Origin of the sequence: Streptomyces gelaticus, from assembly GCF_014649535.1 — a bacterium.
In the GTDB taxonomy this organism is placed as follows: Bacteria; Actinomycetota; Actinomycetes; order Streptomycetales; family Streptomycetaceae; genus Streptomyces; species Streptomyces gelaticus.
In genome coordinates this window covers 395,925-413,174 of the sequence record NZ_BMTF01000003.1, presented here as the reverse complement: position 1 = coordinate 413,174, position 17,250 = coordinate 395,925, and the positions used below count along the sequence as shown (strand labels likewise).

At 72.2% G+C, this 17,250-nt stretch carries 16 protein-coding genes; 8 read left to right on the top strand and 8 right to left on the bottom strand.

Annotation, left to right across the window (positions count from 1 at the left end; genetic code table 11):
• Nucleotides 1-142 precede the first annotated feature (142 nt).
• The 3 genes from IE107_RS06715 to IE107_RS06705 all read right to left on the bottom strand — a co-directional run bounded on the left by IE107_RS06715 (nt 143) and on the right by IE107_RS06705 (nt 3,705).
• On the bottom strand, nt 143-1,171 hold the full coding sequence (locus IE107_RS06715) for an endonuclease/exonuclease/phosphatase family protein (RefSeq protein ID WP_189542019.1): 1,029 nt from the start codon (nt 1,169-1,171) through the stop codon (nt 143-145).
• A 230-nt stretch (nt 1,172-1,401) separates the two neighbouring features.
• Entirely contained in the window at nt 1,402-2,052 is a 651-nt protein-coding gene (locus IE107_RS06710) for a TetR/AcrR family transcriptional regulator (RefSeq protein WP_189542016.1), read from the bottom strand.
• Nucleotides 2,053-2,088: 36 nt separating this feature from the next.
• Nucleotides 2,089-3,705 (bottom strand): MFS transporter, encoded by a 1,617-nt coding sequence (locus IE107_RS06705; protein WP_189542013.1) that lies wholly within the window; start codon nt 3,703-3,705, stop codon nt 2,089-2,091.
• Nucleotides 3,706-3,897: 192 nt separating this feature from the next.
• Here IE107_RS06705 and panB point away from each other — a divergent pair, with 192 nt between their 5' ends.
• The 3 genes from panB (at nt 3,898) to IE107_RS06690 (ending at nt 6,765) form a co-directional block, all read left to right on the top strand.
• On the top strand, nt 3,898-4,782 hold the full coding sequence (panB, locus tag IE107_RS06700) for a 3-methyl-2-oxobutanoate hydroxymethyltransferase (RefSeq protein WP_189542011.1): 885 nt from the start codon (nt 3,898-3,900) through the stop codon (nt 4,780-4,782).
• A gap of 109 nt (nt 4,783-4,891) precedes the next feature.
• Nucleotides 4,892-5,914 carry an ATP-binding cassette domain-containing protein gene (locus IE107_RS06695; protein WP_189542010.1) on the top strand — a complete coding sequence of 341 codons (1,023 nt, stop codon included), beginning with the start codon at nt 4,892-4,894 and terminating at the stop codon, nt 5,912-5,914.
• Complete coding sequence (locus IE107_RS06690) at nt 5,911-6,765, top strand: ABC transporter permease (protein ID WP_189542008.1); 855 nt, start codon at nt 5,911-5,913, stop codon at nt 6,763-6,765. The genes IE107_RS06695 and IE107_RS06690 overlap by 4 nt, the downstream gene beginning before the upstream one ends.
• Nucleotides 6,766-6,774: 9 nt before the next feature.
• On the opposite strand, the gene IE107_RS06685 is transcribed toward IE107_RS06690, so the two are convergent.
• Nucleotides 6,775-10,083, bottom strand: coding sequence for an ATP-binding protein (locus IE107_RS06685; RefSeq protein WP_189542006.1), 3,309 nt, complete (start codon nt 10,081-10,083; stop codon nt 6,775-6,777).
• Between the two features lie 203 nt (nt 10,084-10,286).
• On the opposite strand from IE107_RS06685, the gene IE107_RS06680 reads away from it, so the two are divergent.
• On the top strand, nt 10,287-11,093 hold the full coding sequence (locus tag IE107_RS06680) for a site-2 protease family protein (RefSeq protein WP_189542004.1): 807 nt from the start codon (nt 10,287-10,289) through the stop codon (nt 11,091-11,093).
• Between the two features lie 16 nt (nt 11,094-11,109).
• Here the strand turns inward: IE107_RS06680 and IE107_RS06675 are convergent, their stop codons facing one another.
• Both IE107_RS06675 and npdG read right to left on the bottom strand, forming a co-directional pair.
• Nucleotides 11,110-11,286, bottom strand: coding sequence for a hypothetical protein (locus IE107_RS06675; protein WP_189542002.1), 177 nt, complete (start codon nt 11,284-11,286; stop codon nt 11,110-11,112).
• A 163-nt stretch (nt 11,287-11,449) separates the two neighbouring features.
• Nucleotides 11,450-12,160, bottom strand: a complete 711-nt coding sequence (npdG, locus tag IE107_RS06670) for an NADPH-dependent F420 reductase (RefSeq protein ID WP_189542000.1) — start codon at nt 12,158-12,160, stop codon at nt 11,450-11,452.
• Nucleotides 12,161-12,279: 119 nt separating this feature from the next.
• Between npdG and IE107_RS06665 the strand changes: the two genes are divergently transcribed.
• Together IE107_RS06665 and IE107_RS06660 are read left to right on the top strand one after the other, a co-directional pair.
• On the top strand, nt 12,280-12,882 hold the full coding sequence (locus IE107_RS06665) for a hypothetical protein (RefSeq protein WP_189541998.1): 603 nt from the start codon (nt 12,280-12,282) through the stop codon (nt 12,880-12,882).
• A 175-nt stretch (nt 12,883-13,057) separates the two neighbouring features.
• A complete protein-coding gene (locus IE107_RS06660; RefSeq protein ID WP_189541996.1) occupies nt 13,058-14,359 on the top strand; it encodes an MFS transporter in 1,302 nt (433 codons plus the stop codon).
• A 54-nt stretch (nt 14,360-14,413) separates the two neighbouring features.
• Here the strand turns inward: IE107_RS06660 and IE107_RS06655 are convergent, their stop codons facing one another.
• The gene (locus tag IE107_RS06655) at nt 14,414-14,644 is read right to left on the bottom strand and encodes a hypothetical protein (protein ID WP_189541994.1); all 231 of its coding nucleotides are present in this window, start codon (nt 14,642-14,644) and stop codon (nt 14,414-14,416) included.
• A 58-nt stretch (nt 14,645-14,702) separates the two neighbouring features.
• On the opposite strand from IE107_RS06655, the gene map reads away from it, so the two are divergent.
• Together map and IE107_RS06645 are read left to right on the top strand one after the other, a co-directional pair.
• Nucleotides 14,703-15,560, top strand: a complete 858-nt coding sequence (gene map, locus IE107_RS06650) for a type I methionyl aminopeptidase (protein ID WP_189541991.1) — start codon at nt 14,703-14,705, stop codon at nt 15,558-15,560.
• Between the two features lie 261 nt (nt 15,561-15,821).
• A complete protein-coding gene (locus IE107_RS06645) occupies nt 15,822-16,487 on the top strand; it encodes a biliverdin-producing heme oxygenase (RefSeq protein WP_189541989.1) in 666 nt (221 codons plus the stop codon).
• Nucleotides 16,488-16,502: 15 nt separating this feature from the next.
• Here the strand turns inward: IE107_RS06645 and IE107_RS06640 are convergent, their stop codons facing one another.
• Complete coding sequence (locus tag IE107_RS06640; RefSeq protein ID WP_229866727.1) at nt 16,503-17,189, bottom strand: PhzF family phenazine biosynthesis protein; 687 nt, start codon at nt 17,187-17,189, stop codon at nt 16,503-16,505.
• Between the last annotated feature and the right edge of the window lie 61 nt (nt 17,190-17,250).

Sequence of the window (17,250 nt, the reverse complement as noted above, 5' to 3'; positions counted from 1 at the left end):
GGAACCGGCCACCGCCCCGTCGCGTCCCGGCGCGCGTCCACCGGGGGGCCGTCCGGGGCGGGCCGCACGGCCGCGCGGGCCACCACCCTCGACGCCCCGGATGGCGTTCCCGGGTCCAGCTGGTCCCGAACGGCTCAGCGCGTCACAGCTCCACGCGGGCCACGAGCGGCAGATGATCACTCTCCGTCGCCGGGAGCGTCCACGAGGACATCGGCTCGACGTCCTTCACCAGGATCTGGTCGATCCGCGCCATCGGGAACGAGGCCGGCCAGCTGAAGCCGAAGCCGTCGCCGGCCGCGCCCTGGGTGGAGCGCAGCTGGGAGGTGACCCCGTTCAGCGCACGGTCGTTCATCGTGCCGTTGAGGTCGCCGAGCAGGATGACCTTGCCGAGCCGTTCGTCGGCGATGGCCTCGCCCAGGGCGTCCGCGCTGTCGTCGCGCTGGTTGGCGGTGAATCCGGCGTGCAGCTTGACCCGTACGGACGGCAGATGGGCCACGTAGACGGCGACCTCGCCCTTCGGGGTCGTCACCGTGGAGCGCATCGCCCGGGTCCAGCCCATCTTGATGTCGACCGGCCGGGTGCCGCTCAGCGGGTACTTGCTCCACAGGCCGACGGTGCCCTGCACCGAGTGGTACCGGTAGCGGTCGGCGAGGGCCGCCTCGTACGTCGCCACCTTGCCGCTCGGCAGCTCCTGCAGGGCGATGACGTCGGCGCCGGAGGCCGCGACCTGCCGGGCGGTGCCCGCGGGGTCGGGGTTGTCGGCGTTGACGTTGTGGGTGGCCACGGTGAGATCGCCGCCGCTGCCGGACTTGTCGGTGAGCAGGCCGCCGAAGATGTTGAACCAGACCACGGCCGGCAGCAGCAGGGCGATCAGCGCGGTCGCCGAGCGGCGCACCAGGCCGAGGACCAGCAGCAGCGGGACGAACAACCCGAACCACGGCAGGAACGTCTCGGAGAGGCTGCCCAGGTTGCCGATGGTGTTCGGGATCTCGGCGTGGAAGGCCATCACGAAGGTGAGCAGGACCGAGCAGAGGGCGAGGACGATGCCGCGCCGCCAGATGCCCGGGTCCCGGGTCCATCTGTCGCGCACGTCCCGGAGCCGGGATCCCGTTCCGGCGCGCTCCGGTTCCGCACGGTCGTTCCCGGTGTCCGCTCCGTACGCCTGCACCATCGCGCTGTCCTCACTGCCTTGCCGTGCATTTCGCCGCGTCCACGACCCTAGGCGATGGGCGGCGGGTTTCCTGCCGTCGACGACGGCCGTACTGCCACAAGGACGAATGGCGAGGTCCGGCGGGTTCCGGCCGTTCGGGGTCCGCCGGGGCTTGTGACAGAACGATCACACTCGGGCGGGTCCGGTTCCGCAGCGGTCGGGCGTGCGGGAGTGCCGGGTGCCCGGGTGTGTCAGGCGCCGGCGGCCGGGCGGGGCGCCAGGCCCTCGACCAGGACCTGGACGATGCGGTCGGCGAGGTCCTCGGGCAACGGCGCGTCGGGCCGGTGGATGGTGCGTACGAGCATGGGCCCCAGGAACAGGTCGTCCATGAGCCCCACGTCCAGGTCCGCGCGGAGCTCCCCGGCGTCGACCGCGCGCTGCACGGCACCCAGCATGGCGACGCGGCGGGGCGCGATGACATTGCGGTGGTACTCCGCCCACAGCTTGGGGTGGCTCTTCATCTGGGCGAACACGTTGTACAGCAGGACCGAGGAGCGCTGGGCCAGGCCGCGCCTGCGCAGCGACTCCAGCAGCAGCCGCAGGTCGTCGAGACCGGCGGTGCCGGAGACGGCGGGCTCCGGCGGCTCCATGTCCCTCAGGACGTCGACGAAGAGCTCCTCCTTGCCGCTCCACCGCCGGTAGATGGTCGCCTTGCCGACTCCCGCGGTCCGGGCTATCCGCTCGATGGACAGACCCGCCAGGGGCTCCCCGGACTCCAGCAGCCCGACGACGGCATCCAGGATCGCCCGTTCGGCCGCCGCGCTGCGCGGCCGTCCCCGTCGCGGTTCCGGGGCCTCCCGGACCGGCCGGTCCCGGCCTTCCACCTGTGCCTGTACCCGCACGTCGCTCCACTCCTCAGTTCTTCCGGACCGCCGGTCTCACCGGCCCGCCCCCGCCGCACGCACCGGCCGGTCGCCCCTGCCCGATTCACCGGCCCCCTGCCCGGCGGGCGCCCTCCCCGGCAGGAACAGCGCGACCACCAGGGTGCCCACCAGGGCGACGGTCGCCGAACCGACGGCGGTGACGTGCATGGCTTTCAGGAAGGCGTCGTTCGCCGAGGCGATCAGCGGGGCGCCCGCCGGGCCCAGCTTGTCAGCAATGCCGAGCGTCGCCTCGATCGACTCCCCCGCCGCCTGTCTGGCACCGGCCGGGACCGCGGCGAGGTGCCCCTCGATGGCGCCCCGGTAGACGGTGGAGAGCACCGAGCCGAGCACGGCGACCCCGAGCGCCCCGCCGACCTGCCGGAAGGTGTTGTTGACCGCCGACCCGGAACCGGCCTTCTCGCGGGGCAGCGCCTGCATCACCGAGACGGTGACCGGTGTCATCACATGGGCCATGCCCGTGCCCTGGACGAAGAAGAGCAGACACAGCACCCAGACCGGCGTGGTGCCGTCGAACAGCGCGAACGACGCGAGTCCGAACGCGACCAGCAGCATTCCGGCGGTGCAGGTGGCGCGGGCGCCGAAGCGGTCGACGAGCAGCCGGGCCCGCGGCGCGAAGAACATCTGCGCGGCGGCCAGCGGCAGGAGCATCATCCCCGCCTGCAGCGCGCTCAAGCCGCGCACGCTCTGCATGTAGAAGGCGGAGAAGAAGGTCACCCCCATCAGCGCGAAGAAGACCAGCGCTATGGCGGCGACGGCCGCGGCGAACGACGGCTCCTTGAAGTACGCGATGTCGATGGCCGGGTGGGTGCTGCGCTTCTCGTGCCAGACGAACCCGGCCAGGACGAGCAGGCCGCCGAGGCTCGACAACAGGACGAGGGGATCGGCGAAGTCGGCGAGCTGGCCGCCGCGGATGATGCCGTAGACCAGCAGCACCAGGCCGACGATGGAGAGCGCGACGCCGAGCGGGTCGGTCCGGCCCGGGTTCGGGTCCCTGGAGTCCGGCACCAGCAGCATCATCGCGATCAGCGCCACGGTCACCACGGGCACGTTGACCAGGAAGATCGAACCCCACCAGTAGTGTTCGAGCAGCAGCCCGCCGGTGATCGGGCCGATCGCGATGGCCACACCGACGCTGCCCGCCCATATGCCGATGGCCCTGGGCTGCTCCTCGCGCTCGAAGACGTTCATCAGGACGGCGAGGGTGGCCGGCATGACGAACGCGGCACCGAAGCCCATCACGGCACGCCAGGTGATCAGCTGGGCGGGCGAGCCGGACATGGCGGCCAGCGCGGAGCCGGCGCCGAAGAGCAGGATGCCGAAGAGCAGCACCTTCTTGCGGCCGATGCGGTCGCCGAGCAGGCCCGCGGTGAACAGGAATCCGGCGAAGACGAGCGTGTAGGCGTTGATCGCCCACTCCAGCTCGCTCTGGGTGGCCCCGAGGCCCGTGGGTGCGGGACTGGCGATGGTCTTGACCGCGACGTTCAGGATCGAGTTGTCCAGCACGACGATGAGCAGGCTGAACATCAGGACGACGAGGATCGCCCAGCGGCGGCGGTGGACCGCCTTCGGGATCTGGGGCACGGCAACGCGAGCACCGGACGGCATCGACATGGCAAGGAGCTTATCCGATTTCGATACGAGACCGTCTCGTATTGGAAATACGAGACCGGTCGGGTCGCCTTTTGGCCATGCCCGCACGTGCGTGTGGGGGCCCACTTCCCGTGGACCGCCACGGGATGCCACCATGGAACCGGTCCGGGGACGCCGTCAGGGCGCCTCGAGATGACGAAGGAGCCGTTCGCAATGTCGCTTCAGGCTGCGCGGAATCAGTCCGCATCCCCCGCGGGAGCCCCCGCCGACAGCAGCAAGGCGCTGTACGGAGGCAAGAGCACCCGCCGTATCTCCGTCCACGACATCGCCGCCGCCACCGAGCGCGGCGAGAAGTGGCCCATGCTCACCGCCTACGACGCGATGACCGCGTCCGTCTTCGACGAGGCCGGGATCCCGGTCATGCTCGTCGGCGACTCCATGGGCAACTGCCATCTCGGCTACGAGACCACCGTGCCCGTCACGATGGACGAGATCGCGATCCTCTCGGCCGCCGTCGTACGGGGCACCAGGCGCGCCCTGATCGTCGCGGACCTGCCCTTCGGGGCGTACCAGGAGGGCCCCGTCCAGGCCCTGCGCAACGCCACCCGGCTGATCAAGGAGTCCGGCGTCGGCGCGGTCAAGCTGGAGGGCGGCGAGCGCAGCCACGAGCAGATCGAGCTGCTGGTCGACGCCGGAATCCCGGTCATGGCCCACATCGGCCTGACCCCGCAGTCCGTCAACGCGATGGGCTACCGGGTGCAGGGACGCGGCGAGGAGGCCGCCCAGCAGATGCTGCGCGACGCCAAGGCCGTGCAGGACGCGGGCGCGTTCGCCGTGGTCCTGGAGCTCGTACCGGCCGAGCTGGCCGCCGAGGTCACCCGCACCCTGCACATCCCGACCGTCGGCATCGGCGCCGGCCCCGACACCGACGCCCAGGTGCTGGTCTACACCGACATGGTCGGGCTGACCGGCGGCAAGGTACCCCGCTTCACCAAGCAGTACGCGAACCTGCGCCAGGTGCTGGGCGACGCGGCGAAGGAGTTCGCGGAAGAGGTCGTGGGCGGCGCCTTCCCGGCCGCCGAGCACACCTTCCACTAGTCCCGCCGGCTCTGCCTGACCACTGCCCGCACCACCGACAGCCCGCCGACATCCCCCATCGGCGGGCTGTCGGCCTGCTGTCGGCGGGTTGTCGGTGGCGGCTGGTCCCATGGTGGACATGACGCGAACCGACAAGAACCCCAGGAACGGCTCGAACGCCGTCGAGGTCCGGGGGCTGGTCAAGCACTACGGCTCGACCAGGGCTCTGGACGGCGTGGACCTCGATGTCCGCGAAGGCACCGTGCTCGGTGTCCTCGGCCCCAACGGAGCCGGCAAGACCACGCTCGTACGCTGCCTGTCCACCCTGATCGTTCCCGACGCCGGACACGCCACCGTGGCGGGCTACGACGTGGTGAAGCAGCCCCGGCAGCTGCGCCGCACCATCGGTCTGACCGGGCAGTACGCATCGGTCGACGAGAAGCTCTCCGGCTGGGAGAACCTCTACATGATCGGGCGGCTGCTCGATCTGTCCCGCAAGGCCGCCCGGTCCCGGGCCGACGAGCTGCTGGAGCGGTTCTCGCTCACCGACGCGGCCAGGAAGGCCGCGATGGAGTACTCCGGCGGCATGCGGCGCCGGCTCGACCTGGCCGCCTCGATGATCGGCAGCCCCGCCGTCCTCTACCTGGACGAGCCGACGACGGGCCTGGACCCCCGGACCCGCAACGAGGTCTGGGACGAGGTGCAGCGGATGGTCGCGGAGGGGGCGACCGTGCTGCTCACCACCCAGTACATGGAAGAGGCCGAGCAGCTCGCCAGTGAGCTGACCGTCATCGACAAGGGGAAGATCATCGCCCGCGGCGGTGTCGACGAGCTGAAGGCGAAGGTCGGCGGCCGCACCCTGCAGATCCGCCCCTCGGACCCGGCGCAGCTGCCCACGATGGCGCAGGCGATCCGGGAGGCGGGCCTCGACGGGGTCTCGGGCGCGCAGGCCGTCCCGGACGAGGGACTGCTGTACGTACCGATCCTCAGCGACGAGCAGCTGACGGCCGTCATCGGCCTGCTCGGTGCCCGGGGCTTCTCGCTGGCGCATGTCGCCACCGCGCTGCCCAGCCTGGACGAGGTGTTCCTGGCCATCACCGGCGAGAAGTCCGCTTCCGCCACCGACACGATCCCCGAGGAGGTCGCGGCATGAGCACGGCGACTCTGACGCCCGCACCCGCGCCCACCGGGTCCGCCCGGACGAGGACGGTCCACAACGAGGGCCGGATCGGGCTGCGGAACAACCTGCGCCACATCGGGGCGCTGGTGCGGCGCAATCTGCTCCAGATCAAGAAGGATCCGGAGTCGATGTTCGACGCGCTCCTGATGCCCGTCATCTTCACGCTGCTGTTCGTGTACGTGTTCGGCGGATCGGTCGGCAGCAGCATGGGCGGCGGCCGGCAGGAGTATCTCAACTACCTGATTCCCGGGCTGATGGCCATGATGGGCATGAACATAGCCATGGCGGTCGGGACCGGCGTCAACGACGACTTCCGCAAGGGCGTCATGGACCGGTTCCGGACGATGCCGATCGCCCGTTCCTCGGTTCTCATAGCGAAGATCGTGGTCGAACTGGGCCGGATGATGGTCGCCACGCTCATCCTGCTGGCCATGGGCTTCGCCCTCGGCATGGAGCTCCAGGAGTCGGTGCTCGGGCTGATCGGGGCCATCGCGCTGTCGGCCGCGTTCGGCGCCGCCATCATGTGGATCTTCATCCTGCTCGGACTGACCATGAAGACGGCCCAGGCGGTTCAGGGAATGGGGATGCTCGTGCTGATGCCGCTCCAGTTCGGTTCCTCGATCTTCGCCCCGACGCAGACGATGCCCGGCTGGCTCCAGACGTTCACCGACTACAACCCGCTGTCCAACCTGGCCGACGCCGCGCGCTCCTTGATGATGGGCGGCCCGCTCGCCCACTCGGTCCTGGTGACGCTCGGCTGGACCGTGGCCATCACCGCGGTGATGGCCCCGCTCGCGGTCGCCAGGTTCCGCAAGAAGTCCTGACCGGCAGGGTCACTCCCGGTACGCGTCCACGAGGGCGGTGGCCTCCTCCAGGGAGAGGCCGCCGCCCTCGGCGTACGCGCTCTCGTAGGCGTCCCGGCCGAGCACGGCGACGGACAGTTCCTCCGCCCGTGCCCAGTCGTCCCGCTCCATCGCCGTCGGCACATGGCCCCGGGGCAGCAGGACCTGGCCCGCCCCGAGCAGCCGGGCCGCGGTCGTGGCCCGGTGCTCGCCGCCCATGCCGGCCAGCGAGCGGGCGAGGGAGACGAGACTGATGACGGACATCTGCGGAGCCACCAGCTGCGACAGCCGGTCGTGGGACCGCTCCAGCGCCACCAGGCCCCGGGGCAGGGCCTTTGCGTACAGCCCGTCCTGGTTGTCCAGCCAGGCCATCGCGCCCAGCACGACCCCTTCGAAGATCGCCATGGTCTCGGAGTGGAACTCCTCGTACAGCACGGTCAGTTGCTCACGCGCCTCACCGGTGCGGTCACTGCGTCCCAGCCACATGGCCAGATAGAGCCGGGCGATGGACCTCCTGTCGTGCCTCTCGTCGATCACCTCGCGCAGGATCGCCTCGCCCTCGGCGCCGCGGTCCATCTCGGTGAGCAGGGCCGCGTACCTGGTGCGCAGGACCGCCACCTGGGAGGGTGCGCCGAGCTTCTGCGCGTAGCCGATGGCGACCTGGAAGTCCTCGGCCGCGCACGCGTACTCGCCGCGGCGTTCGTTGGCCTCGCCCCGCGCCGAGAGTGCTTCGGCGACGCCCCAGTCGTCGCCGAGCCGGCTGAAGAGCTCCACGCTCTCGTCGGCGTCCGCGCACGCCTCGCCCGCCCATTCGGGCCGGTTGGCCAGCACGTTGGCGCGCATCTGGATGGCCCCGGCGAGCTCCCATTCGTAGCCGAACTCCCGGCAGGCGCGGACCGTTTCGTCCAGCAGCTCGCGCAGCCTGTCGGTCTCCCCGACGAGCATGACCGCGAAGAACCAGAACGATGCCGGGACCCGGCAGGTCTGCGGCTGGCCGGCCCGGTAGGTGTTCGCGATGACCCGCAGCCGGGCCATGCTCGCCTCGTCGGTCCACCTCTCCGTGGCGTGCTCCATGCTGACCAGCCGGATCAGGCCCGCCTGCCGGCGTGCCTCCTGGAGCAGCTCGGGACCCATGGGTGGTGGTGCGTCGGTGCAGCGTTCGTGGATGGAGGGCGCGGGCTCGGCGGGCGGGGCGAAGGGGTCGGGGCCCAGCGTGGCGACCGCGTCGGCCCAGTGCAGCGCGTCGCTGGTCAGATCGCGCATCTGCCAGTACCAGCACAGCGAGAGCACCATGCAGAGCGCCTCCTGCTCGTCGCGGGCGGCGACGGCGCCTCGCAGGGCGGTGCGGATGTTCTCGTACTCGCGCTGGAGCAGCTCGATGGCGGACCGCTGTCCGGCGCCGCGGAGCCGGGGTTCGGTGGTACGGACCAGCTCCCGGAAGAACACCAGGTGGCGCCGGACCACGGGGCCGCGTTCCGCGGCCTCGTCGAGCCGGGCGGCGGTGTACTCGCCGACGGTCTCCAGCAGCCGGTAGCGCATCTCGCCGTCCTCGGCGGGCGCGGCGACGACGAGCGATTTGTCGACGAGGGAGCCGAGCAGCCCGGCGACCTCGCGCGCCTGACGGGGCCCGTCCGCGCAGACCGCCTCGGCCGCGGTCAGGGTGCAGCCGCCCGCGAAGACGGAGAGCCGGCGCAGCACGGCGCGTTCGGGTCCGTCGAGCAGGTCCCAGGACCAGTCGACGACGGCGCGCAGGGTCTGCTGGCGGGGCAGTACGGTGCGGGCTCCGCTGGTGAGCAGGCGGAACCGGTCGTCGAGCCGGTCGGCGATCTGGCGCGGGGTGAGCATCCTGAGCCGGGCGGCGGCGAGTTCGATGGCGAGCGGCAGTCCGTCGAGGCGGCGGCAGATCTCCGCCGAGGCGGCCGCGGTCTCCTCGTCCGCGTCGGTCCGGAAGCCCGGCCGGGCGGCGGCGCCGCGTTCGGCGAACAGGCGCAGCGCCATCGGGCCGGGCAGCGGTTCGACGGGGCGGACGAACTCGCCCGGCACGCCGAGGGGTTCGCGGCTGGTCGCGAGCACGGTGAGGTGCGGGCAGCGGGCGAGCAGGTGGTCGGCGAGCGCGGCGGCGGCCCCGACGAGGTGTTCGCAGTTGTCCAGGAGCAGCAGCATGCGGCGCCGGGAGCAGTGCTCGGTGAGGCGTACGAGGGGGTCGTTCGCGTTTCCTTCGACGGCCCTGAACTCCTCGGCCCCGGCGCCGCGCAGCACGGTCTCGCGGGCGCCGAGCGCGGTCAGTACGGCCTCCGGAACCGCCTCCGGGTCGTCGACGGGGGCGAGTTCGGCCAGCCAGACGCCGTCCGGCCAGGCGGACGCGGCGGATTCGGCGGCCTCCTGGGAGAGCCGGGTCTTGCCCGCGCCGCCGGGGCCCAGGAGGGTGATCAGCCGGGCGTGCGCGAGGTCCTCGCGCAGGGCGGCGATGTCGTCCTCGCGCCCGACGAAGCTGGTGAGCCTGGCCCGGAGGTTGCCCCGCGGTGCGGCGGGGGCCCCGGTGCGGACGGGCGGGGCGGCCGACGCGGGCGGGCGCACCGGGTCCTGGCGGAGCAACTCGGAGTAGAGCGAGCGCAGTTCGGGTCCGGGGTCGGTGCCGAGGCGGTCGGCGAGCTCGGTGCGCACCTCGTCGTAGGCGGCCAGTGCCTGTGCCGTGCGCCCGGCGTCGCGCAGGGCCCGCAGCCGCAGCGCCTGAAGGGGTTCGTCGATCGGATGCTCGGCACACAGGGCGGCCAGTTCCGGCAGGACCTCGTCCGCGCGGCCGAGCGCGAGGGCCGCGCGGAGCCTGTTGCGGCGGGCGTCCAGGCGCCGGGCCTCCCAGCGGGCGGCGACGGCGCCGCGGTCGGGCAGATCGGCCACGACCGGCCCGCCCCACAGGCCGAGCGCGTCGTCGAGCACGGCCTCGGCCTTTGCCGCGTCGCCCTCCTCCAGTGCCCGCGCGCCCTCGCCCGCGAGCCGTTCGAAGCGGTGGAGGTCGACGGCGTCCGGGTCGGCGGCCAGCCGGTAGCCGCTGTCCGCGGAGACGACCGCGTCGTGGCCGACGGCCCGCCGGAGCCGGCCGACGAGCGCCTGGAGGGCACCCACCGCGTCGGCGGGCGGCTCGCCGTCCCACACCTCGTCGACGAGCACGGCTGCCGGGACGGTGCGTCCGGGGCGCAGCGCGAGGACCGTGAGCAGGGCGCGCAGCCGCGCCCCGCCGAGGGCGACAGCCGTGCCGTCGTCGCAAAGTGCCCGGGTCGTTCCGAGGATGCAGTAGCGCACCGGCCTATTCTCCGTGACCGGGACCGGGATGGGCACACATGTCCGGCCGCACCCCTGTGCGCCGTGTTCCGGGATCGCTCGTCATGCCCCCACCCTTTCCGGAACCACCGCCCCGGCGCGAGACGTTTGTGCCGTGTCGGCGGTACGGTCGGCTCGCCGTCCACCGCTCCGCCCCGTTCCGGCCACCCGTCAGGAGTTCGCCGATGACCACCGCAGCAGGCCGCAGCGACCGGCGGATCAGCCCGGTCTTCCTCGGGATCGTCGCCGTGGCGGCGGTGTCGGGCTGGGCGGTGTGGACGGGCACCGGATATCCGTACGGGCTCGCGGTCTTCGTCTTCGTCACGGCGGCGTGGGTGGTCTCGCTCTGTCTGCACGAGTACGCGCACGCCCGGACCGCGCTGCACAGCGGGGACATCTCGGTCGGCGCGAAGGGATATCTCGGCCTCGATCCGCTCGCCTACACACACGCCCTGCTCAGCATCGTGCTGCCGGTGCTGTTCGTGATCATGGGCGGGATCGGGCTGCCCGGCGGCGCCGTCTTCATCGAGCGGGGGCGGATCCGGGGGCGCTGGAGGCACAGTCTGATCTCGGCGGCGGGTCCGCTGACGAACGTGCTGTTCGCGCTGGTGTGCACGGCTCCGTTCTGGCTGCACGCGCTGGAAGGCGTCCCGAGGGAGTTCCGGTACGCGCTGGCGTTCCTGGCCCTGCTCCAGGTCACCGCGGCGATCCTGAACTTCCTGCCGGTCCCCGGGCTGGACGGGTACGGAGTGATCGAGCCCTGGCTGCCGTACCGGATCCGGCGCCAGGCGGAACCGTTCGCGCAGTTCGGACTGATCGCGGTGTTCGCCGTGCTGTGGATCCCGGAGGTCAACCACGTGTTCTTCGGCCTGGTCCACGGTGTACTGGATGCACTGGGCGTGAGCAGCCGGGGCACGGAGTGCGGCCGCGCCGCCTACCGGTTCTGGGCGAACTGGAACGAGGAGTATCCGGTCTGCGCGGTCGGCCCGTGACCGGCGGACCGGCCCCTCACTGCCCGGCGGCCCGCGCCCGCTGCCGACGCAGGTAGAACCACGCCATGTTGGACGAGAGCCCGGCCAGCAGCACCCAGACGATCCCGAGCAGGCTGCCCTGGGCGAACGAGATCACGGCCGCGACGACCGCCAGGACACAGACGGCGATGGCGTAGAGAGCGAGTCGGGGCATGGGAGGCGGCTCCTGTCGGGGGTGATGCACGGTCCCGTCCAGTGTCCCCCATGCCCCTTTTCGCTCGCCGCAGGGTGGGTCCGCGGGCGGCTGCGGCCCTCAGGCCACCGGTGGCCGGTCCGGCTCGGACGCCGCTGGTGCAGGTGGTGGTGGCCGGTCCGGCTCAGACGTCGGTGGTACGGAGCCCGGCGTGTGCCTTGTAGCGGCGGTTCACCGAGATCAGGTTGGCGACCAGGGACTCGACCTGGTGCGCGTTGCGCAGCCGTCCGGCGAAGATGCCGCGCATGCCGGGGATCCGGCCCGCCAGCGCCTGTACGAGGTCGGTGTCGGCGCGGACCTCGCCCAGCACCAGCACATCGGTGTCGATCTCGTCGACGGTCTCGTCCTGCAGCAGCACCGCCGAGAGGTGGTGGAAGGCGGCGGTGACCCGGGACTCCGGCAGCAGGGCGGCGGCCTGCTCGGCGGCGCTGCCCTCCTCGGGCTTCAGGGCGTAGGCGCCCTTCTTGTCGAAGCCGAGCGGGTTGACGCAGTCGATGACGAGCTTGCCCACGAGTTCGTCCCGCAGCGACTCCAGGGTCTTGGCGTGGCCGTCCCACGGCACGGCGACGATCACGATGTCGCTGCGGCGGGCGCACTCCGCGTTGTCCGCGCCCTCGACGCCGTGGCCGAGCTCCTCGGCGGCGCCGCGCGCGCGGTCGGCGGCCCGGGAGCCGATGATCACCTGCTGGCCGGCGCGGGCGAGCCGGTAGGCGAGGCCGCGCCCCTGGGGTCCGGTGCCGCCGAGCACGCCGACGGTCAGCCCGGATACGTCGGGAAGGTCCCAGGGGTCCTTGGCGGGGGGCCTGGCCGCGCTGTCATTGCCATTCGTAGTCATGGCTCCGACATTACTGCCCGCCACGGAGCGGTACCCGGTGTCATCCCTCGTTCCCCGTTCGGCTGGTCCGCAGCCGTTTCCCGGTGCCGGGCAGGGGTCCTGGGGCATGATGCCGGGCCATGGATGCCGTACGCGTGGCCCTGCTCCGTGAAGTGCTCGCCGGGACGGAATGGCCCGCCGCTGCGCGGCGGTTCGCCGGCGCGCTGAGGTCCTCCGTCGTCCCGCACGGCGGCGGTCTGCTGCTGGTGGGGACGGCGGCGTACGAGCCGTGGCATCTGGCCGCGCATCTGGTCGACGAGTCCACCTGGTCCGGGCTGCCGGAGCTGGCCCCCACCCTGGTACGCCACCGGGTGGAGCCGGGCGGCCCCGCGCATCTGGCCGTCGGGCCGGCCCGGATCGAGGCGGCCGGGCGGGGCGAGACGCTGCTCCTGGTGGCCCCGGAGCGGCCCGGCGCGGGGCTGCTGGAGCGGGTGCACGACGCGCGGCGCGCCGGGGCCACGGTGCTCTCGCTGAACGACGGCGACCCGGAGGTGCGCGGGCTCGCCCATGAGACGCTCGCGGTGACCGGCGACGACGACGTGGACCTGGACACCGTGCAGCATCTGGTGAGCGCGGCGGCCGGGGAGAACAGCGCCCCCGCGCCGCGCGGCCGCCGCGGCTTCCGGGACCGGCTGTCCCGGCTCGCCGATCAGCTGACGGCACCGCCTCCCGCCCGCTGGTGACGGCCCTCGGCCGACCACCCGGCCGGGCAGCCGGGTGCCCGCCGCCGCGGTGCGAGCCGGGTGCCGGGGCCAGGAGCCCCGTCGCCGCGGGGCGGGCCCGGTACCGCGGCCCGGAGCCGGGACCCCGCGGAAATTCCGTTGCGGCGGCGACCGCGGCGCCGGAGCATGGCGCTCCGTGACCTCTGCTTCGTCCCCGGCCGCCCGGCTGGCCGCCCTGCTGCCCGATCTTTCGCCCCTGCGCACCTCCGCCGACTTCCGGCTGCTGTGGATCCAGGGCCTGGTGACGTACTTCGGCAGCTTCATGGCGATGATCGCGCTGCCGCTCCAGATCAAGGAGCTGACGGGTTCGCCGCTGGCCGTCGGCGTGATGGGCGCGGTCGAACTGGTGCCGCTGGTCGTCTTCGGTCTGTACGGCGGGGCGCTCGCGGACGCCGCGGACCGCCGCAAGGTCATCCTGGCCACCGAGGCGGGGCTGGGGCTGCTCGCCCTGGTGCTCCTGGTGAACGCGGCGCTGCCCGCCCCGATGCTCTGGCCGCTCTACCTGGTCGCGGCCGGGGTCTCCGCGCTCGCCGGGCTCCAGCGGCCCGCGCTGGACTCCCTGATGGCCCGGATCGTGCCGCACGAGCAGCAGATCGCCGCCGCCGCGCTGAACTCGCTGCGCTGGCAGTTCGGCGCGATCACCGGCCCGGCCGTGGCGGGCCTCGTGGTGGCCTACGCCGGGCACGCCACGGCGTACGCGGTCACGATGGCCACGTTCGCGGTCTCCGTACTGCTGTGCCTGCGCCTGGCGCCCGCGCCGCCGGCCCGGGACGGCCACAAGCCCTCGCTGCGCGGGATCGCCGAGGGGGCGCGGTACGCCTGGAGCCGGCCGGTGCTGCTGGGGACGTACGCGGTCGACCTGGCGGCGATGTTCTTCGCCTACCCCAACACGATCTTCCCGTTCCTCGCGGACGAGCTGGACGCCGACTGGTCGCTGGGCCTGATGTACGCGGCGGGGTCGGTGGGATCGCTGGTGCTGGGCCTGACCAGCGGCTGGACGTCGCGGGTGCGGCGGCACGGACTGTTCGTGGTGGCCGGGGCCGCGGTCTGGGGGCTGGCGATCGCGGCGGCCGGGTGGTTCGGCGACGTGTGGCTGGTGCTGGTCTGCCTGGCGGTGGCGGGCGCGGGCGACATGCTCAGCGGACTGGGCCGCTCCACGATCTGGAACCAGACCATCCCGGAGGAGCTGCGGGGCCGGCTGGCGGGCATCGAGGTGCTCTCGTACAGCGTCGGCCCGCAGCTGGGGCAGGTGCGGGCCGGTGCGATGGCGGGCTGGACGGGGACCCGGTCGGCGATCTGGAGCGGCGGTGTGGCGTGCGTGGCCTCGGTCGCGCTGCTCACGGCAGCGCTGCCGAAGCTGCTCACCTACGACTCCGAAACGGACGAGGACGCGCTGCGCAGGCGGGAGGCCATGGAGTCCAGCCCGTCCGCGGCCTGAGGAACGGGCCCCGGGGGCGAAAGCCCCGGGGCGCGTGGGGACGGGCGGCTCCCGTCATGCCTCCGGATCGCGCGGTGTGCCCCCGTCGTGCCACTTGGGGTCGTTCTCCCACTCCAGGTTCCGTTCCCGGGCGGTGTCCATGGCGTGCCGGGCCTCCTCGCGGGAGGTGTACGGCCCGAAACGGTCCTTGGCCGGGCACTCGGGGCCCTCCTCGACCTTGTGATGCTCCAGGCAGTAGTACCACTCGCCCGGCTTGCCGGCCGTGCGCTTCTTGAACAGGGCCATCAGCGGCTCCTTCCCTCGGGGCCATGCTGCCCCAAGCGCGCTGGTTAGACTCGCTGACATGTCTGGCCAGTCGCTGCTCGTACCCGGGGAGATCACTCCCATCCGTTCCGTGCCCGGAAGGATCCGGCGCCCCGAATACGTGGGCAAGCCGGCCCCCACCCCGTACACCGGTCCGGAGATCCAGGACACCGACACCGTCGAGCGCATGCGCGTCGCGGGCCGGATCGCCGCGCAGGCGATGGCGGAGGCCGCGAAGCACATCGCCCCGGGCGTCACGACGGACGAACTCGACCGGGTCGCCCACGAGTTCATGTGCGACCACGGCGCGTACCCGTCGACCCTCGGCTACCGCGGCTTCCCCAAGTCGCTCTGCACCTCGCTCAACGAGGTGATCTGCCACGGCATCCCGGACTCCACGGTGCTGCGCGACGGCGACATCGTGAACCTCGACGTCACGGCGTACATCGGCGGTGTGCACGGCGACAACAACGCCACGTACCTCTGCGGCGACGTGGACGAGGAGTCCCGGCTGCTCGTGGAGCGCACCCGGGAATCGCTGAACCGGGCCATCAAGGCGGTCCGGCCGGGACGGCAGATCAATGTGATCGGGCGGGTCATCGAGTCGTACGCGAAGCGTTTCGGCTACGGCGTGGTACGGGACTTCACCGGGCACGGGATCAATTCCTCGTTCCACTCCGGCCTGATCATCCCGCACTACGACAGCCCGCACGCGACCACCGTGATGCAGCCCGGGATGACGTTCACCATCGAGCCGATGCTGACGCTGGGCAGCCACGACTACGACATGTGGGACGACGGCTGGACCGTGGTGACGAAGGACCGCAAGCGCACCGCGCAGTTCGAGCACACGCTGGTGGTGACGGAGACGGGCGCGGAGATCCTGACGCTCCCGTAACCCCCGTCCGGACAGTTCCTCCCCGCAAGCGGCCGCCCCCGGGCGGCCGCTTTCACGTACCCGGCCGCTTCCGCCCGCCCGACGCGGGAACGGAATCCGGCGTATCGTTTTTACCGACAGAGTGTCGGGAAGTCATTGACTTAGGTAAGCCTAAGTAGGAAGATCGGAGTTGTCGACAGCAATCGCCGCAGTATGCGGCGCTGCCGATATTTCTGTCTCTTCCAGGACTTTTCCGTCCCCTCGGTCCCCCGGAGGCCCGCCTTGGACGCAACCGCCGCCACCACGCCCTTCTCGACGCTCATCCGCACCGCATCGCACGAGCAGCACACCGAGGCGGAGACCTCGACCTTCATGAGCGACCTGCTGGGCGGGCGGCTCGGAGTGGACGCGTACACGCGCTACACCGAGCAGCTGTGGTTCGTGTACCGGGCGCTGGAGGACGGTGCGCAGGCGCTGCACGGCGATCCGGTCGCCGGTCCCTTCATCCGGCCCGAGCTGATGCGCACCGCCGAGCTGGAGCGCGATCTGGCCCATCTGCGGGGTACCGGCTGGTGCGAGGACCTGGAGCCGCTGCCCGCCACGGCCGCGTACGCCGCCCGGGTCGCCGAGTGCGCCCGCAGCTGGCCGGCCGGCTATGTCGCGCACCACTACACCCGCTACCTCGGCGACCTCTCCGGCGGCCAGATCATCCGCGACCGGGCGGAGCGGACCTGGGGCTTCGCGCGCAAGGGCGACGGGGTCCGGTTCTACGTCTTCGAGGGCATATCCAACCCCGCCTCGTTCAAGCGGGACTACCGCGAGCTGCTGGACGCGGTGGACGCGGACGACCTGGAGAAGCAGCGGATCGTCGACGAGTGCAAGCGCGCGTTCGCGCTGAACACGGCGGTGTTCCGGGAACTGGGCGAGGTGTTCCCGCTCAGCGCGTAGTGCCTTCGGCCCGGCTCAGCGCCGGGCCCGGACGGCGGCGAGTGCCACGCGGCCCCCGATCTCCACCGTGCCGTCGGGTGCGGGTGCGGTGAGGATCTGGGAGCCGCGTCCTTGCGTGATGTTGAGGGCGCGCCCCAGCTCCGCGCTGAGCAGCAGCGCCGCCGCCCCCGTCGCCTCGTCCTCCACGATGTTGTCGTCGCGGCGGGGGAACGCCCGCGCCCTGACCCGGCCGGCCGCCTCGTCCTCCCAGGCCCATACGTACAGCCAGCCCTCCCCCGGCGGCGGCCCGGTGAGCGCCTCGACCTCGGCGGCGGATTCGTACCGCTCCAGCGTGCGCGGGGGCGCCCACTCGGGGCGGGCGGTGATCCAGCTGAACTCGCCGTCCTGACGGGCGAAGACCTCCCCCACCGGAAGCTCCAGGATCTCCAGGTCGAGCAGCCAGGCCGTGCCGACGAGCGGATGCCCGGCGAACGGGAGGCGCAGTCCCGGGGTGTAGATGTCGACGTGCCCGCGCTCGGGGTCGTCGACGAACACCGTCTCGCTGAAGCCGAGCCGGCGGGCCAGTTCCTGCCGGGAGGCCCGGTCCGGGTAGGTACGCCCGTCGCGCACCACGCCGAGGGCGTTGCCGTGCCGGCCGTCGGGGCCGCAGAACACGCGCAGTACGTCGATGCCGGCGGGTACGTCGAAGTCGCTGTCGTTCACAGGGGCATTCAAGCACCGCCCGGACGGTGGCCGTTCGGCCGCCCGTCCGGGCGGTGCCCTC

Excerpts from the sequence above, each read along its gene's own strand:
- IE107_RS06655 (WP_189541994.1), bottom strand. The coding sequence starts at position 14,644 with ATGGCCCTGTTCAAGAAGCGCACGGCCGGCAAGCCGGGCGAGTGGTAC.
- IE107_RS06680 (WP_189542004.1), top strand. The coding sequence starts at position 10,287 with ATGACCACCGCAGCAGGCCGCAGCGACCGGCGGATCAGCCCGGTCTTC.
- IE107_RS06690 (WP_189542008.1), top strand. The coding sequence starts at position 5,911 with ATGAGCACGGCGACTCTGACGCCCGCACCCGCGCCCACCGGGTCCGCC.
- npdG (WP_189542000.1), bottom strand. The coding sequence starts at position 12,160 with ATGACTACGAATGGCAATGACAGCGCGGCCAGGCCCCCCGCCAAGGAC.
- IE107_RS06675 (WP_189542002.1), bottom strand. The coding sequence starts at position 11,286 with ATGCCCCGACTCGCTCTCTACGCCATCGCCGTCTGTGTCCTGGCGGTC.
- IE107_RS06665 (WP_189541998.1), top strand. The coding sequence starts at position 12,280 with ATGGATGCCGTACGCGTGGCCCTGCTCCGTGAAGTGCTCGCCGGGACG.
- IE107_RS06715 (WP_189542019.1), bottom strand. The coding sequence starts at position 1,171 with ATGGTGCAGGCGTACGGAGCGGACACCGGGAACGACCGTGCGGAACCG.
- panB (WP_189542011.1), top strand. The coding sequence starts at position 3,898 with ATGTCGCTTCAGGCTGCGCGGAATCAGTCCGCATCCCCCGCGGGAGCC.
- IE107_RS06695 (WP_189542010.1), top strand. The coding sequence starts at position 4,892 with ATGGTGGACATGACGCGAACCGACAAGAACCCCAGGAACGGCTCGAAC.
- IE107_RS06705 (WP_189542013.1), bottom strand. The coding sequence starts at position 3,705 with ATGTCGATGCCGTCCGGTGCTCGCGTTGCCGTGCCCCAGATCCCGAAG.
- map (WP_189541991.1), top strand. The coding sequence starts at position 14,703 with ATGTCTGGCCAGTCGCTGCTCGTACCCGGGGAGATCACTCCCATCCGT.